The sequence below is a fragment of the Enterococcus sp. 6D12_DIV0197 genome (assembly GCF_002174385.1).
GTDB lineage: Bacteria > Bacillota > Bacilli > Lactobacillales > Enterococcaceae > Enterococcus_D > Enterococcus_D casseliflavus.
This window is the reverse complement of sequence record NZ_NIBN01000001.1, coordinates 1,715,684-1,732,475: the sequence shown is the minus strand read 5'-3', so window position 1 is coordinate 1,732,475 and position 16,792 is coordinate 1,715,684. Positions and strand designations below refer to the sequence as shown.

Genomic DNA, 16,792 nt, shown 5'->3' with positions numbered 1-16,792 from the left:
CATTACGCTCTAATGAATATTTACTGCCAACAATAACTGAACAAGAACAAAACTTACTGGATGATTTATATCTTTCTATAGAAAAAAAATTTGATATTCATTTAAATCCTTATGAATTAGCAGAACTGTCAATTTTATTTCGAGCAAACGCCAATTATTCATTGTCTACGACAAAACAAGAAGTGACTGAGCTGATTGGAACGGAAATTCTTTCTTTGACTAATCGCTATGTGCAAGATATCAACACAATGTATATGATTGATCTTTCAAGTGAAGATTTCACCATACCGTTTTCACTCCATATCAAAGGACTGCTTTTTCGATCAATAAATCAGCGTTTCACCAACAATCCAATGGCTGACTATATCAAGTTGAATAGCCCGATAATTTTTGACATGGCTATATATATTAGTTTGGATTTAATGGAATCCTACGAAGTAATTATCAATGAAGATGAAACTGCTTTTATCGCTATGCATATCGGTGCTGAAATCGAACGCCAAAATAAAAACAAATCGAAGATCCCGGTTATTTTGCTGTGCCCTGATTATCATTCATTGCGTACTAATCTTTTGAATACGTTATTACTTGATTTTGGCAACCAAATAAACATAGTCCACAGTATTCAATCTGAGGAAGCTTTGCAATCACTTAAATCAGAGGTATCCGAATGTCGACACTATATGATCATCAGTACGATTCCAGTCACAAGGATCAAAAGCGATACCATCGTTCATATCTCTCCATTTAACCTTCATGAACAGTATGATCTGATTCAAGAAGCCATCCTAAAAAACCAAAATAATTATAAAAACCAGAAATTAAGAGAACATTTTGACGAGTTTTTCGAGAGCGATTTATTTGTGGCAAAATCAAGCATGAAAAACAAAAATCAAGTTCTTTCACTTCTTTGCAGACGTTTGGAAGAAAAGGGATATGTCGATCCTGCTTTTGAAAGACAAGTCTATCGAAGAGAAGAAGCTGCTGCGACTGCTTTTCAAAATATTGCCATTCCTCATTCAGTACAGATGGATGCAATAAAAACTAGTATCGCTGTTACTATTTCCAAGACAGGAATCCGCTGGGGGAAACACACGGTTTATTTAGTTTTGTTAATTGCGATCAATAAAGCAGACAAACAAACGTTTCGTGAATTATATGAATCGCTGATTGCGCTTTTTAACGACCAGCCTACAATTCAGGAAGTTCGTAATTGTCAATCATTTGAAGATTTCAAAAAGTTAATATACAGTCGCATAGATGTTTACAAATAATCATTTTCCTGTAATTAAGAAAATTTGGACAACAAAAAAACCTGATTTCAAACAGCAGACATACCAATGTATGACTGGTTGAAATCAGGTTTAGTCTTTCATGCAATTTGGAGTATATTTAGATCATTTTTACTCCGTTTTACTAGATTATCTTTTACGTCCCAAAAAGAACGATACGACTGCCACGAAAATGACCGCACCGATAATCGCTGGCACGATAGCCATTCCTGCTACTTGCGGTCCCCAAGTGCCAAAAAGGCCTTGACCAATCGATGCGCCTACAAGTCCCGCAACGATATCAAAAATACAACCGCGTTTTTCGCCTGCAATGGCACCACCGATTGAACCGATGACCGCTCCTACGATCAATGTCCATAAAAAGTGCATACTAACCCCTCCTAAACTTTCTTATAAAAAGGGTACCATATTGAGAATCAATTGGAAAAATATATGCTCTCTTGTTATTTTCTGCGAGTGAAGGCTCGTTTCAATACATCAAAAAAGCCTAATGAATGCACCATATGGTCTGGATCGACATATTCACGAATCGCTCGCAAGACTTTTTTTGGTTCTTTTGAGGAGAAGGTATACGTGCCATTCTTTTTGGTGCGGATCGCATAGCGTGGTATCCAACGGCCTTTGAACATGACCGAAGCGATCACATAGTCGACATCTTCCCATGGGATCTGAATAAACTTGCGTTTGTCACGGTCATTGTAAAACTCAAAGGCTTTATCGCCGATCATGATTTTGCCGTACTCATTGATCCCTAAAAAAGACGTAGCATCGATCGTCAAATCCACTTTTGTATTAAGAGATTGTACCATTTGCGCTTACTCCATTCTATATCGACTTATTATCTTATTATACGTGTTTGCAGCAGGTTTGGCGAATAAATAAAAAGGTACTTGGGTTGCCCCAAGCACCTTTCATTGAAAAGATTATAACAATCCGATCAAGTGTCCACCGATACCGACTAAGAATAGACCGATAATAATGATGATTGGAGAAACTTTTTTCTTCAATAACCACATACATAATAAAGTAAGCAATAGTGCAGCTAGACCAGGAATCAATTGATCCAAGTTGTTTTGCAATGTTGTTACTTTTGTATCAGTCAACGCACGGCCTTCAGCAACTTGTTGGAAGGCTTGTTGCAAACCAGCAGAGCCAGAAGGCAAGTTCGCCCAATCGACATAAGCACCTTCATCAAGCGGTACGCTTGAGACAACTGGCGCAAATGAGATCGATACCCAACGCTGAACGAGTGACCCTAATACGAACATCCCTAAAATTGAAGCGCCTTTTGTTACATCTTGCAACAATCCGCCTGAAAGGTCATCAGTGATTTTTGAACCAGCACGATAGCCGAATTCTTGTGTGTACCACATAAATGCCCAACGGATGATGTTCCATGCAACGAAGAAGATGATTGGACCTAAGATGTTTCCAGCTAAAGCAAGAGAAGCACCTAGAGCACCTAACATCGGACGTACAGTAAACCAGAACACAGGGTCACCGACACCGGCTAAAGGACCCATCATCCCAACTTTTACCCCTTGGATCGCTACGTCATCGACAGGCGCGCCATTGGCACGTTCTTCTTCTAAGGCTAATGTTACCCCTAAGATTGGCGATGCGATATATGGGTGAGTGTTAAAGAATTCTAAGTGACGCTTCAATGCAGCGGCACGGTCTTCTTTTGTTTTGTATAATTTTTTGATTGCTGGAATCATTGAGAATGCCCAACCACCATTTTGCATACGTTCATAGTTCCATGAACCTTGAATGAAGGTAGAGCGCCATGCTACGGCTAAACGATCTTTTTTATTTAATTGAATTTTTTCTGCCATTTTTTTCTCCTCCTTCGATTCTAATAGTCATTCAAGATATCGCCTAGAGGGTCGCCAGTGTTGCTGCCGCCGCCTCCATTTGATGATCCGCCCATTTTAGTTAGGTTCAAGTAGATCAATGCGATTGCTACTGCCAAAGCACCGATAGCGATCAATGTCAATTGAGAAATAGCTGCGATAACGAAACCGATAATGAAGAATGGCCATACTTCACGAGTTGCCATCATGTTGATAACCATTGCATAACCAACGGCAACAACCATACCACCACCGATAGCCATACCATCAGTTAACCATGCAGGCATTGATTCTAAGAAGTTTTGAACAGTTGCAGCAGGAATTGCCAACAATGCAGCTGCAGGAATCGCAATACGAACCCCTTGCATACATACAGCGATCACATGCCACATTTCGATTTTACGAATGTTGCCTTCTTCAGCAGCAGCATCCATAAAGTGAACGATTGGCACAGCCAATGTACGAACGATCATTGTCAAGAACAAACCAGCAACAGCTAGAGGGATCGCAACGGCAATCGCTGTATCAACACCAGCAGTTCCTTGTCCACCTAAAACTAAAATAATTGCAGATGCAACAGACGCCAATGCAGCATCAGGTGCAACAGCGGCACCGATATTTGCCCATCCAAGTGCGATCATTTGTAATGATCCGCCCAAAATGATACATGCTTCCAAATTACCGGTCACTAAACCGATCAAAGTACACGCGACTAGCGGTTGATGGAATTGGAATTCATCCAAGATTCCTTCCATACCAGCTAAAAAGGCAACGAGTACTACTAATACCATAGATATAATAGTCATGATAGACCTCCTATTTAGTTGAATACGTTTCTATTTATTCGCCAATTCATTTTTGGCTTTGCGTAAGATTTCGTCCATGTTGTCTCGAGAGTCATTTGGCACTTTACGCACATCGAATTTGATGCCGCGTCCTTTTAGATCTTCAAATGTCTTCACATCGTCCGTACCCATCGACAATACTTTACTTACAACAACTTTCCCAACAGAGTGAGCCATTGAACCAACGTTCACCTCAGTGATGTCAACGCCACCTTCAACTGCACGCAACACATCTTGTGGGTTTTCAAATAATAGTAAAGCTTTCGTATTCCCGAAACGAGGGTCTTTAGAAACTTCGATCATTTTATCCACTGGAATGACGTTCGCTTTTACTCCTGGAGGAGCTGCTTGTTCGATCAGTTTTTTACGCAAATCATCTTTTGCCACTGCATCAGAAACAACGATGATCCGAGATGGATTAACTGATTTTGTCCAAGCTGTAGCGACTTGACCATGTAGCAAACGAGAATCCACACGCGCAAGCACGATTTTGATTTTGCCATCGCCTAGAACAGTTCCCGGAGGAAGTGATCCTTTAGGTTGATCGTCTTGCACAGCTTTTGGTGCTGTCGCTTCTTCTGGTTCAAGCTCTTCTGGTTTGACCTTAACCCCTTCTTTAGCTGTTTCAACGATGTGCGCAGCGATTTCATGCGCAGTGTTCATTGAAAAACGTGAAGCATAGGCTTCGATCACCATTGGTAAATTCATACCAGCAACGATTGCCCATTTGTCTTTGTGATCTTCAAACAAGCTGTTTGCTTGGTTGAAAGGAGTACCACCCCAAAGATCAACTAAGAATAATACTTCTTCTTGATCGTCAAATGTAGCAATTGCTTCTTGCATTTTTGCCTTGATGTCATCTGGACCTTCACTTGGCATCAATGTAACAGCTTTAACATTTTCTTGTTCGCCGAAGATCATTGAACCAGATTGCAAAATGCCGTTAGCAAATTCTCCATGACTTGCTAGGATAATTCCTACCATCTTTTTACCTCCTATATCAAAATTGAAAAATGTGACACGAATACGAAAGAAAAAACAACATCGAAAAAATTAAGGGTGACTACCTTCTTTTTCCAAAATATCCTTCAAAAAGATTTTACGATCAGCTGGAACTTTGCGTATCTCTACTTCTATGCCTTGATTTTGCAAATAAAGCAGCGAAGCAAGATCTTGATCATTGACTGACACGAAATTAGTGATCATCCGTTTTCCCATTGAAAAGCTCATGCCGCCGATATTGACGGAACGAATGTCAATGCCTCCTTTGACCAGAGTCACGACATCTTGAGGGTTGGTAAATAATAACATGACTTTTTGCGTATTAAATAATGTGTTATGCGCCACCTCAAGCATTTTTGCTACTGTCACCACATTGGATTTGATTCCTGGTGGAGCAGCTTCTTTCAAGAGAAACTTTCGTAATTGGTCATTTGCGACCTCATCACTGACCACGATGATTCGATTGATACCAGTCATTTTCGACCAAGCTGTGGCGACCTGACCATGAATCAACCGATCGTCGATTCGGGCAAGACGTATATCCATTCCCATTGTGCAAGCCTCCTACATCCATCGATCCGCTTTTCATATTGAGGATCTGTTCTTTTTTCAATCACCTCCTGTATCCACTTATATAGAAGCAAGAAGCGTGCCAAGTTTTTTCGATACACTATTCTTGAAAAAACCTTAAGAATCAGCATTCGAACAATACACTAAAAAAGATACACTAAAAAATACTGTATCTTTTTTAGTGTATCTGTATTATTTGCAGGATTTAAAAATACATTTCTTTTTCGTGATGGTTTTTGATCAGCTCCAGCAGGTAATACTCTTCTGTCTTCGGCACTTCGATATTCATCAAGCGCGAAAATGATTGGACATGCACATGCAATTGGCCGTAAAGAGGATTCTCCTCCATCGCTGCTAAATCAATTTCAGAAACAGTCAATGGTTGACGCAATAAGATCCGCTCCAGCATACCTGCGCCATGCATCACAAAATTGATCTGAAAGCCTTGCTGCGCCCCTACCAAATCCAAATCGTGAATGATCTCTTCGCCAAATTTCCACAACGGCTCTACCACTTTTTTCGCATTGATATAGGTAAAGTTTTCCTCTAAATACCGAACACAGATTTCCTTTGCCTGCCGATCATCTAGCTGCACTTCATCTTCAAAACTCAAATCGTTTTCCAATAAGATATCATCCAACAAAAGATCAACATCTTGGTCGATAAAACGTTCTAATGAAATAAACGGTGCATCGATATGCGGATCAATGATCCCCGTTGCGGCAATCAGTCGGTAGCGCTGTTGAATCTGATCCAAGTCCGTTCTCAGATCCGCCACCGATAAGGTCACTACGTCAACATTTTGATTTTGGCGTTTTGACAATGAGCTTTGGATCAATTCTTTGATGCGCTGCGCTGTCCCTTTTCCCGAAGCGCAGACCGCTAGAATCGCTTTAGGGTGGTGGTTTTGTGTCACTGGTTCTTCCACAGTGACCGCCCCGTATCCGCGGAACTTCCGTAATGAATCATAGAGCTGATCGAGGTCCGTGCCGATCACTGATGCTTTACGGACCGTCTCAAGGACGATGGAGGTAGTCACCATATCGACTGTTCGAACAGCCACACCCGTTTCTCGCTGGATTTCATTATTAAAGGTCGCTAAGGACCCCATATCGACTAAGAGGATCACCCCACTGCCGTCATTGACTGCTCGTACACTATCCACGATTTTTTTCAACGCCACAGCCGGTGGCATATCTAATGGCATGTCCACCGCTGTCACTTGATCGACTTCCAACAGCTGCTTGACTACTTGTACCATACTACTAGCCGTACTGTTGCCGTGAGCTGCCACAACGACACCAATTTTCCCAGAGGAATGTGTCGTACGCAGTGAAACCAATAGAACTGCCAAGTAATAGGATTCACTTTCAGGAATCGCCACGTGAAAGCTGTCGCCGATGAAGTCGCGGACTTCTTTGGCAACTTCGAACTCTTGGGGGTAATCCGCCACCATTTGACGAATGTTGTCGTTGGTTTGCCGTTCTTCTCCCAAATGGATCTTTTTCAAAAAAGAACTGATATGCAAACTCATCGCGTAAATAAAGTTTTGCTGGAAATCGTAATTTAACCGTTTCCGAACCATCTCATAAATTTGATTTGTTACACTGATCACTTTCTGATCGACAAATTCACTTAGTTTATTGACAGAATTAAAAGAGAAGCCGTGATCTTTATAAAAAGATTTCAAATGAACATTGATATCGGTTGAAATAAAATGATTGATTGCTTCTTGATCCAAACCATCTGCTTTTAATAAGGCTGCTTTATCCCCGATGATGTCGTAGAGATTGTAAGGCAATTCATAGGAATCTGATTGAATATTGTTTAAGTTTTGATTCGGTTGAATGCTGATCTTCGGTTCAAGGATTTTAGAAAGCTCCGCCAGCTCATTGCGGCGATTCCCCAAAACGATCAATCCCGAACGAATCCCTTCTGGCAAATCGATCAAATCGATCTCAATCTCATCTTGTTGCATATGATTCAAAAAGCCCCGAGCACAGACGAGCTGGACATTGGATTTCAATTGACCGATATTCCCAAAACTGACACTGCCGATCAACGCTTTGACTACATCTTCTGTCAAGGTGATCGTCCGCTGAATACGGGACGCCTCTTGCCCGACTAACACCCGAACGAGATCGACTTTTTCTGATGCGGGTCGTTTCTCAAAGAAGGGCAGTTGAATATTGATAGGAATGCGTCGGGTAAAGGTATCTAATAGCGTTGAGTTGGGGTCTTCGGTAGTGGCTCCAACGATTCGGACATTCGCTTGATGATTTTTGCCCGTTTCCCCTAAACGACTAAACGTTCCATGGTCCATAAAGTAAAAAATCATTTCTTGCCCTTCTGGCGGTAATCGATGGATCTCATCGAGAAACAACATACTCTCATCCGCTTGATCAATAATACCGATCTTCTCTTGATCGGCACCCGTAAAGGCCCCCCGTACATAACCAAACAAATGGCTCATCAAAAGCTCTGGGTTATTTGCATAGTCTGCACAGTTAAAGACGATCAATTCTTTGTCATCGGCAATTACTTGATTGCTTTTGGCAAACTGAAACATTGCATGGGCAAAGTAGGTTTTCCCAGAACCAGTAGGCCCTGTGATCAAGCAGTTTAGCCCTTTTGGCGGATACAAGATCGCTGCTTTTGCCTGCTCAACGGCATTTTTCATACTTCCGTTGGCACCGATGATCGTCGCAAAAATATCTCGGTCAGAGGGTTTTCCTTGTACCCGTTGAGGGAAGGCTTTTTCTCTTTGCGGGCGACTTTCTTTGTAGCTTGGCACATACTTTTCCCTACTGCTGGGATCGACCCCTGCCGCCCAGTAGCGAACAGGCCGCGAGTCGCTTTTTTCGACGCGCCCTTCTTTGACAAGCTTATTTAAATCCTTACTGGCATTACTGCGCTGAATGGCTAAATGATCGGCAACTTCTGAAGTAGACAACCCTTTCTTTTCCCCTAAGCCGCTCATCGTATTTTCGACGATATATTGATAAATCCGTTCGATTCGCTTGCCCAACAGCTTCGCCTCCTTGTTTTTTCCACTTGAATACTTTACTCATTTTTCTATAAAAAAGCAACTTTTTTTCCGTACAGAAAAAGCAAAATACTTTGTTCGAAAGAGCAATAGAACGTCCTATCACATGCTACTCTCAGCATAAAGCATTTTGCCAAAAAAAGATATTCAAAAGTCAGGATGCGTTAGGCTTTTTCATTGGGAATGAACGCTGGTACCTTCTCAGGAAACCATTGCAGTTCTTTTTGCATCCAAATCACATCGTGCCATTGATTGAACTTATAGCCGACATGCGCAAAATCAGCAACTTTCCGATACCCAAGCTTCTCATGAAAAGCCTCGCTTTGTTGATTGCCTCCTGTAATGCATGCAGTCAGATTGACCACGTTTTGCGCTTTTAATTTTTCTTCAAGCGCTTGATAAAGAGCGGTGCCGAGCCCTTTTGCTTTGGCATCCGGTGCTAAATAAACGGTTACTTCAACGGTCCAATCGTACGCAGCCCGTTCTTTATAGGTTGACGCATAGGCATAACCGACGATTTCACCAGCCTCTTCTGCAACGAGATACGGGTAACGTTTCAAGGTCTTGGCGATGCGTTCCGCGAATTCTTGAACCGATGGCACCTCCGTTTCAAAGGTAATCGGTGTATTTTCTACATAATAAGCATAGATCGCTGTCAAGGCTTGGGCATCTGCAATCGTGGCAGAACGTATCGTCATAGAATCCCTTCTTTCAGTAAATTTTTTCCCAGTATACTCTTTCTGAACAAAAAAAACAATCCGCTTTTGACGGATCGTTTCCTAGTGATAAATGATTTAGCGGGCTTTTTCAGCTCCGCAATACACGGTAAGATGCTGTGGCAGTACCGCTACTGTGATTGGCAATTCAGGTCCCGGATCACCATCGACATTTGTTTCGATCGTTGCCCCATCCGTCAAACGAATCGCAGCTTTATCAAAGGTTTGATAGCCAAGAACATCATTTGATTCTGTCACCCCTTTGAGAAGCTCTGGGACACTTTTGACGGTCTCCCAAAGATTCGTATCCTTCAAGTAGATCAGATGTAATTTGCCGTCATCGGTACTCGCTTTAGGCAAAAGAGATTCGAAACCGCCGATCGTATTGGATGACCCAACGATCATCGTACTGCTTTCCACAGCGATCGTCGTTTTTTCGCCATTATTTTCGGCGGTCACTTCAAACGGATGACTTTCATTTTTCCGCACTTCCCGCAGACCAGAAACAAAATAGGCCATTTTTCCCAGCTTCGTTTTTTCTTCGACCTCTACGTTGTTGATCGCTGCTGGAATCATACCGATCGCCACCACATTGGTAAAATAGGCTTGATTAACCTGACCAATATCGATTTTGCGGGTGTGATCCACTGCAAATGATTCGATGGCTTCCTTAGGATCTAGTGGAATCGCTAATGCTCTGGCTAAATCATTTACTGTTCCCAGCGGGAAGAAACCAAAATTTGGTCGTTTGTCATGAGGGGCTAAGCCATTGACCGCTTCATTGACGGTACCATCACCGCCCATTGCAAAGACACTGTCAAAATCTGCTGCCGCTTCAGAGGCAAAACGTGTGGCATCTCCTTCTTTTTCGGTATGCTTGACCACGACTTCTGAAAAAGCTTCCCGCAGCTTTTCTTCTGCCAGCTGCTCATATTCTTGGGCCTGTTCCCCACCAGAGCTTGGATTGACGATCAATAATGCTTTCATAAAACAGCCTCCTTGTTTGGGTTCATTTTCTATGAATCCAGTATAACAAGTTTCACGAAACCTGTCTTAAACGACCTCCGCCTATCCCCTACAAAAAAAAGCACAGCCTAATCAGACTGTGTTTTTTTCGAGTACTCACTTCATTTTATTAAACCAATCGTTTACGCAAACGCCCAGAAATAAAATCAATGATCGTGACCGTCACCACGATCCCTAATAAAATGATCCCTACACGGCTCCATGAACGCGCATTGATGGCAAAGATCATCGGTGTACCGATCCCACCTGCCCCTACGATCCCTAAGATCGAAGCTGAACGGACAGCCAGTTCAAATCGATACAAGGTAAAAGAAAGAAATTCTGGGATCAGTTGCGGCAATGTCGCAAAGCCTAATACATCCCAGCGGCTTCCTCCCGCACTAATGACGGATTCCGAGGGACCATGGTCCATGTTTTCGATCGCTTCGCTGTAAAGCTTTGCCAGCATCCCAATGGAATGGACACTGACCGCCAAGACACCAGCAAAGGAGCCCGGACCTACCGTTTTGATAAACATGATGGCTAAGACGATTTCTGGAAACGTTCGAATCGCCGTCAGCACGATTTTCCCAAATCCCGATAACCAGCGAGGGCTGTTTTTGCTGCGCGCCGCCCAAAAGGCAAAAGGAATACTTAAAATCGATGACAAAAAGGTCCCAACAAAGGCAATCGCGACGGTTTCGATCATCAGACTGATCAAATCTTCGCCATCACCGGTATAAACATAGCCCCAATCAGGATGGATCAGGCCATAAAAGATCGAGCCGACAATTTGACCGACATTTTCTTTAACACCAGCAAAGGGCACGCCAGCAAAAGCCCAGATATAAAGGAGGATAACGACTACAGCGATCAGCCAATTCCGTATTTTTTTCTTTTTCGGTTCTGCTGGCAACATCATAATAATCGCTCCCTTAATCTATTACTAATGGTATCAATCACCAAAACAACTGCAAAAATCACTAAGACGATGATCGACGTCTGGTCATATCGAAATTGGCTTAAAGATCGTTGTAAGAAAACACCGATTCCGCCTGCGCCGATATACCCAAGAATCGTCGATGCCCGCACATTGATCTCAAAGGCATAAAGCAAGTAACTAAGAAAATGACTCATGACTTGCGGTACGACTGCATAGCGGATGATATCAAACTTCGATCCTCCAGAAGCCGTGATCGCTTCGATCGGACCTTCATCAATCGTTTCAATCGATTCATAAAACAATTTGGTGATCATCCCAAAAGAAAACACAGAGATGGAGATCACCCCTGCAACGGGACCAATTCCGACAATGGCGACAAATAAAGCCGCCAGCATCAAATCAGGTACCGTCCGAATGATATTCAAAACAAAACGGAAACAACCACTGATCCAATGATTGGTCATGATATTTCGTGCTGCTAAAAGTGAAAACGGAAAGGCCGCCAGTGCACCAAAGGTTGTGCCGATGATCGCCATTTGGATCGTTTGCAAAATCGGCTCAACAATGATTTTGGCATATGCCCAATCAGGATGAGCCATCTTTTGTAAGATGACATTCATTTGACTGCTATTGCTAAAGAACCGTGCCAAATCAACACCTGAAATAGAGCCGCTAACGAACAATACCACTAAAAAAATGACGAGCCAAAGAACATTTTTCCATAGTCCGCTGCGTTTCGGCAACGTATTTGTCGTCATTGTCCCGCCCCTTCCTGCTCTTCCATGATCTCGCTGCCATAAATCTGTTTCAATCGCTGATCGGTCGCTTCACTGACAGGTCCATCAAAAACCAAGCCTCCGTCTCGCAACCCGATGATCCGCGTGCCGTATTCTCTAGCCAATTGGACAGAATGTAAATTGACTACGATGGTGATCCCCAGATCTTGATTGATCCGTTTTAAGTCATTCATGACTTTTTCAGTGGTTAACGGATCCAATGAAGCAACTGGTTCATCCGCTAAAATAATCTTCGGCTCTTGCGTCAACGCCCGGGCAATCGAAACCCGCTGCTGCTGACCGCCAGACAATTCATCGGCTCGGGTATAGACTTTTTCTGCTAAATTGACCCGCTGCAGTGATTGATACGCCAACTCTTTGTCCGCTTGCGGAAACAGACCCAGCAGCATTTTGATCGTGGGATGATAAGCCACCCGCCCCGTTAAGACGTTTCGCAAGACACTCGAACGTTTCACCAAATTGAAGCTTTGGAAAATCATGCCAATGTCTCGACGAATCAAGCGCAGCTCTCTTCCTTTTGCTTTTGTGATCGACTTGTTATCGATTAAAATCTCTCCGCTTGTGATCTCGTGCAGTCGATTGATGGAGCGCAGCATCGTCGATTTCCCTGCACCGGATAAGCCCACTACGATGACAAATTCCCCTTTTTTGATATCGATGTTCAAGTCCTTCAACCCCAACACCCCATTTGGGTATTGCTTGGTCACATTCTGAAATGAAATAATCGTTTCGTTCTCTAGAGCCATGATTCTCCTACTTTCTTTCCATTAGGTAAAAATTGCTGTCCATTCGAAAAGGGTACCTCAACTACCGGTACCCTCCCGATCTATTCATCTATTAATTATTGTCCGACTTGTTCCGCATACTCTCTTACGATGTCGAAATTGCTGTCTTGTGAAACAACGTATCCTTCATGAGAGTAAATATCAGAGATGATTTGTTTTCCTTCTTCATCTTTTCCGATCGCGATAAAGGCATCTTGGATTTTTTTGTCCCACTCTTCACTCATATCGCTGCGAACACTGATCGTATCGTTCGGAATCGGTTCGGTAAAGTACATTGGTTCTACCTCATCCATGATTTCTGGGTAATCATTTTTGACCGTGTTACGGGCATCTTCAAAAACGAACGCCGCATCAACGTCGCCATTCAAGACTGATAAGACCGCTTGGTCATGGCCTTTGACTTGAACAGTCGTCACATCCGTATTGATATCGATGCCTGCTTTTTTCATTTCTGCTACTGGCCAAACATAACCGGCAGAAGAAGTAACATCTTGCGTGGCAATCGTTTTGCCTTTTAAATCTTCCAACTCTTTGATGTCGCTGCCGCTTTTTACGACGATCATTGAACGATAGCTATCAACCAATTCATCCGTTGATTCGCCACCAGGCTGCTTGATGCCATAACGCTGTGCTTGCAATAACACCTTTACATTGCTTTGCTCATTTGCTAAAACATAGGCATTCGGCGGTAAAAAGCCGACATCTACTTGTTTCGAAGCCATTGCTTCGACGATTGTATTGTAGTCAGTGGAAACACTCACTGTGACTGGAATCCCCAATTCATCACTTAACAATTGCTCAAGTGGTTTTGCTTTTGCTTCTAATGTTTCTGCTGCTTGTGATGGGACAAATTGAACGGTCAACTTTTCTGGTACATATCCTGCGTCCTCAGCCGCCGAGTCAGTACTTGCTCCACCTGAGCCACATGCCGCCAGCGTAACTGCTGCCACCAAACCTAAACCAAACATTGCCGTTTTCTTCCAAACTTTCATCACTTTTTCTCCTTTTCATTAAAAAAATCGAACTCATGGAATTCCGAACTTTCCTTTTTGATTATAAAAAACCAACGAATTAAAAACAATCTTTTTCGAATTACGAACGTTTTCTTTTTTGATAATGTTCGTGTTTTGACCAAAATCATTCGTGAGCACATTCTCAATAATCAACGTTTTTCGAAAGTTTCTTTCCATTTGTTCTACTTCCTCAGAGTATCAAATGAATATAAGGTTTGTGTTGTCAACGTGTAAAGATTCTGTTAACAGCAAAAGGAACTTTGTGAACAACAAAGCATGGACATACTCGTCATTCTTACCCCAAGTGCACAAAATTTCTTGAAACGTCTAGCCAGAAGATGACCGCACACTTTTTTTTACGAAACAACACAAAAAAAGCAGAGGATTCCCTTAAGAACCTCTGCTTTTGACCTCATTCTCTTACTGTAGAAAGAGTCATTTACCCTTGGTCCGTTGGGAGCTGCAACAAGAGTACATGCTCGTTCTCAATCATTTCACCCGTCAAAACAAAGCCATTGCGTTCGTAAAGCTTCGTTGCGATCTCGTTGCCATCCACAGCGGAGATCCTTAATTCTTGCGCTTGGATATGGGTTTTGAACCAATCTAACCCAGCAAGAAACGCCTGAGTGCCTAACCCTTGATTTTGGAAATTTTCTGCGATCATAAACCGCTCGATCCACCACGAAGCTTTTGGATAATCCTCATCCGCCTCGTAAAAACTAAATAGGATAAAGCCGACCATTTCCTCACCATTGTATAGGGCAAATGCCTGACGAGGTTCCTCATAGATCGCCTCTAACATTGAGTACCAATTGGGCGCAACAAAGTCTTCTTGCTCCTTCGTTGTCTTCAAATTCATGCACGCACGATAGTTTTCCTTCGTGATTTCTTTTAATTGAATCATTGCTTCGCTCCTTATCTAAGCCATTACAAATAACTATTTCGTTAAAACGGTTTCATTGGTGTATAAAAAAACACCCAGGTTACTTTTACGTAATCTGGATGTCATTTTCTTATGCTTCTTGCGCTACTGGATAAACAGATACTTGTTTTTTGTCGCGGCCTTTACGTTCGAAACGAACAACGCCGTCAACTTTTGCAAACAATGTATCATCTCCACCGATACCTACGTTTACCCCTGGGTAAATTTTAGTACCGCGTTGGCGATAAAGGATTGATCCGCCTGAAACGGTTTGACCGTCAGCACGTTTCGCACCTAAACGTTTTGATTGAGAGTCACGTCCGTTAGAAGTAGAACCCCCACCTTTTTTGTGAGCGAAGAATTGCAAATTCATTTTCATCAACATGAGATGCACCTCCTAGTTTTCTTTAGTAGTTTTGATTTGGATATAATCGTTGTACTCTTCTTGAACTGATTGCAAGCCGATCAACAAATTTTCTAAAAGAATTTGTGCGATATTCGACTGCTCTTGGGTTAAACGAGAAGGCAGTGTGACTAATAAGTACCCACCATTTTCGTTATCTGCTTCAACTTTTGGCGCAACGCCAGCCAAAGCATCGATCCCATTGACTGCACTGATCGCTAAAGCGGATGCTGCAGCACAGACGATGTCTTTGCCGTATTCTCCTGCTTGTGCGTGTCCAGCTAGTTCAAAAGAAACAATCCGACCAGAGTCATTTCGTTTGAATGTCCCTTTGATCATATTCGTTACCCTGCTTTTCGTAAGAATTAAGCGTTGATCGCGTCAATAACAACTTTTGTGTAAGGTTGACGGTGACCTTGTTTACGGTGTGAATGTTTTTTAGGTTTGTATTTGAAAGTTACGACTTTCTTTTGTTTGCCGTGTTTTTCAACAGTTCCTTCAACAGTTGCTCCTGCAACGATTGGGGCACCCACTTTTGTTGATTCGCCACCTACTAAGATAACTTCATCAAAAGTAACCTTTTGTCCAGCTTCAACGTCTAATTTTTCAACGTAGATTGCTTGACCCACTTCAACTTTTACTTGTTTCCCACCAGTTTTGATAATTGCGTACATGCTCTACAGCACCTCCTTATAATATACTTAGACTCGCCATCCCAAGTGACTTTCGTACTTACTACTTGTTCTGTGCGGTTGTAGCTGTGGAGTCCACAATTACAACAGATTAACTTTATCAAAATGTTTTCCTAAAGTCAATCACTAATTAAGGAAAAGACAGAATTCTTTTGCTACTAGTCATTTCCTTTTGTGCATTTTTTATTTTCTATTACTATAGAAGAAAGAGCACAAGTGAAACAGAATTGGAGGAGTTTTCATGCAATACCCCAAAGAATTAGCCACTGCCGTTCAACAGGCGTCCCGCAGTTATCCGTTGGAAGGATTTGTTCCCGGTCAAGGACCGCTGCAGCCCAAATTGATGATCGTTGGGGAAGCCCCTGGACGAACCGAAATCGAGAATTTTATTCCTTTTAGCGGACAAGCAGGAAAAGAATTGATGAAATCGTTGGCTTTAGCCGGTTTGACCCGTGAGGATGTCTACATCACCAGCGCTGTTCGCAGCCGCCCATACTCCGTCAAAGAACGGATCAACAAGCGCAGCGGTGCCCATGAGATCGTCCATCCCAATCGGACACCTACCAAAAAAGAAGTCTTGCTACACGCACCGCTGCTTGACTACGAGTTGTCCGTTGTAGATCCGCCTGTCATTGCAACTGTTGGCAATATCGGACTGCAGCGATTATTAGGCAACGCCTATTATATCAAAGATCACCATGGCGAAGTGATCCGTTCCAAAATACAAGAAAGCAATCCAACAAAAGATGGCTATCAATGGTCGGAAAAAGAATATTTGATCGTGCCGATGTATCATCCCGCTGCGATCTTTTACAATCGAACGTTGACTCCGCAAATCGAAGCCGATTGGCGAGGGTTAAGAAACATCCTCTCACAAATACCAGCCGACGAATAACGACCAGTCCCCT

The 16,792-nt window shown here is 42.6% G+C and carries 19 protein-coding genes and 1 other annotated feature; of the genes, 2 read left to right on the top strand and 17 right to left on the bottom strand.

The features are described from left to right. On the top strand, positions 1–1,274 hold a 1,274-nt coding region (locus A5867_RS07915), incomplete at its 5' end, for a PTS sugar transporter subunit IIA (protein ID WP_170927519.1). Between the two features lie 147 nt (positions 1,275–1,421). Here the strand turns inward: A5867_RS07915 and A5867_RS07910 are convergent. The 17 genes from A5867_RS07910 to rplU all read right to left on the bottom strand — a co-directional run bounded on the left by A5867_RS07910 (position 1,422) and on the right by rplU (position 15,866). Beyond that, entirely contained in the window at positions 1,422–1,661 is a 240-nt protein-coding gene (locus tag A5867_RS07910; RefSeq protein ID WP_005225767.1) for a GlsB/YeaQ/YmgE family stress response membrane protein, read from the bottom strand. 74 nt (positions 1,662–1,735) lie between these two features. Beyond that, positions 1,736–2,101, bottom strand: a complete 366-nt coding sequence (locus A5867_RS07905) for a DUF956 family protein (RefSeq protein ID WP_005225766.1) — start codon at positions 2,099–2,101, stop codon at positions 1,736–1,738. 114 nt (positions 2,102–2,215) lie between these two features. After that, positions 2,216–3,127 (bottom strand): PTS system mannose/fructose/sorbose family transporter subunit IID, encoded by a 912-nt coding sequence (locus A5867_RS07900; RefSeq protein ID WP_005225765.1) that lies wholly within the window; start codon positions 3,125–3,127, stop codon positions 2,216–2,218. A gap of 20 nt (positions 3,128–3,147) precedes the next feature. Beyond that, positions 3,148–3,951: a PTS mannose/fructose/sorbose transporter subunit IIC gene (locus A5867_RS07895; protein ID WP_005225764.1), complete on the bottom strand. Its 804-nt coding sequence runs from the start codon at positions 3,949–3,951 to the stop codon at positions 3,148–3,150. A gap of 30 nt (positions 3,952–3,981) precedes the next feature. Then, positions 3,982–4,974, bottom strand: coding sequence for a mannose/fructose/sorbose PTS transporter subunit IIA (locus A5867_RS07890; protein ID WP_005225763.1), 993 nt, complete (start codon positions 4,972–4,974; stop codon positions 3,982–3,984). 69 nt (positions 4,975–5,043) lie between these two features. Next, positions 5,044–5,538: a mannose/fructose/sorbose PTS transporter subunit IIB gene (locus A5867_RS07885; RefSeq protein ID WP_026008065.1), complete on the bottom strand. Its 495-nt coding sequence runs from the start codon at positions 5,536–5,538 to the stop codon at positions 5,044–5,046. A gap of 229 nt (positions 5,539–5,767) precedes the next feature. Continuing rightward, positions 5,768–8,542 (bottom strand): sigma-54-dependent transcriptional regulator, encoded by a 2,775-nt coding sequence (locus tag A5867_RS07875; RefSeq protein WP_060792504.1) that lies wholly within the window; start codon positions 8,540–8,542, stop codon positions 5,768–5,770. 230 nt (positions 8,543–8,772) lie between these two features. Continuing rightward, entirely contained in the window at positions 8,773–9,306 is a 534-nt protein-coding gene (locus tag A5867_RS07870; protein WP_087627317.1) for a GNAT family N-acetyltransferase, read from the bottom strand. A gap of 96 nt (positions 9,307–9,402) precedes the next feature. Next, entirely contained in the window at positions 9,403–10,311 is a 909-nt protein-coding gene (locus tag A5867_RS07865; protein WP_087627316.1) for a diacylglycerol kinase family protein, read from the bottom strand. A 148-nt stretch (positions 10,312–10,459) separates the two neighbouring features. Continuing rightward, entirely contained in the window at positions 10,460–11,251 is a 792-nt protein-coding gene (gene phnE / locus A5867_RS07860; RefSeq protein WP_010747988.1) for a phosphonate ABC transporter, permease protein PhnE, read from the bottom strand. After that, entirely contained in the window at positions 11,248–12,030 is a 783-nt protein-coding gene (gene phnE / locus A5867_RS07855; RefSeq protein ID WP_005235330.1) for a phosphonate ABC transporter, permease protein PhnE, read from the bottom strand. Before phnE (A5867_RS07855) ends, phnE (A5867_RS07860) begins: the two co-directional genes overlap by 4 nt. After that, positions 12,027–12,815 (bottom strand): phosphonate ABC transporter ATP-binding protein, encoded by a 789-nt coding sequence (gene phnC, locus A5867_RS07850; protein WP_016610305.1) that lies wholly within the window; start codon positions 12,813–12,815, stop codon positions 12,027–12,029. Before phnC ends, phnE (A5867_RS07855) begins: the two co-directional genes overlap by 4 nt. A 95-nt stretch (positions 12,816–12,910) precedes the next feature. After that, a complete protein-coding gene (locus A5867_RS07845; protein WP_015509497.1) occupies positions 12,911–13,846 on the bottom strand; it encodes a phosphate/phosphite/phosphonate ABC transporter substrate-binding protein in 936 nt (311 codons plus the stop codon). 460 nt (positions 13,847–14,306) lie between these two features. Beyond that, a complete protein-coding gene (locus A5867_RS07840; protein ID WP_016610308.1) occupies positions 14,307–14,771 on the bottom strand; it encodes a GNAT family N-acetyltransferase in 465 nt (154 codons plus the stop codon). Positions 14,772–14,880: 109 nt separating this feature from the next. Beyond that, a complete protein-coding gene (gene rpmA, locus A5867_RS07835) occupies positions 14,881–15,174 on the bottom strand; it encodes a 50S ribosomal protein L27 (RefSeq protein WP_003126181.1) in 294 nt (97 codons plus the stop codon). Between the two features lie 12 nt (positions 15,175–15,186). Then, positions 15,187–15,531: a ribosomal-processing cysteine protease Prp gene (locus A5867_RS07830; protein ID WP_005225752.1), complete on the bottom strand. Its 345-nt coding sequence runs from the start codon at positions 15,529–15,531 to the stop codon at positions 15,187–15,189. Between the two features lie 26 nt (positions 15,532–15,557). After that, entirely contained in the window at positions 15,558–15,866 is a 309-nt protein-coding gene (gene rplU / locus A5867_RS07825; RefSeq protein WP_005225751.1) for a 50S ribosomal protein L21, read from the bottom strand. A gap of 19 nt (positions 15,867–15,885) precedes the next feature. Next, positions 15,886–15,956, bottom strand: a sequence feature (ribosomal protein L21 leader region). Positions 15,957–16,125: 169 nt separating this feature from the next. On the opposite strand from rplU, the gene A5867_RS07820 reads away from it, so the two are divergent. Further along, a complete protein-coding gene (locus A5867_RS07820; RefSeq protein ID WP_010747984.1) occupies positions 16,126–16,779 on the top strand; it encodes a uracil-DNA glycosylase in 654 nt (217 codons plus the stop codon). Positions 16,780–16,792 lie beyond the last annotated feature (13 nt).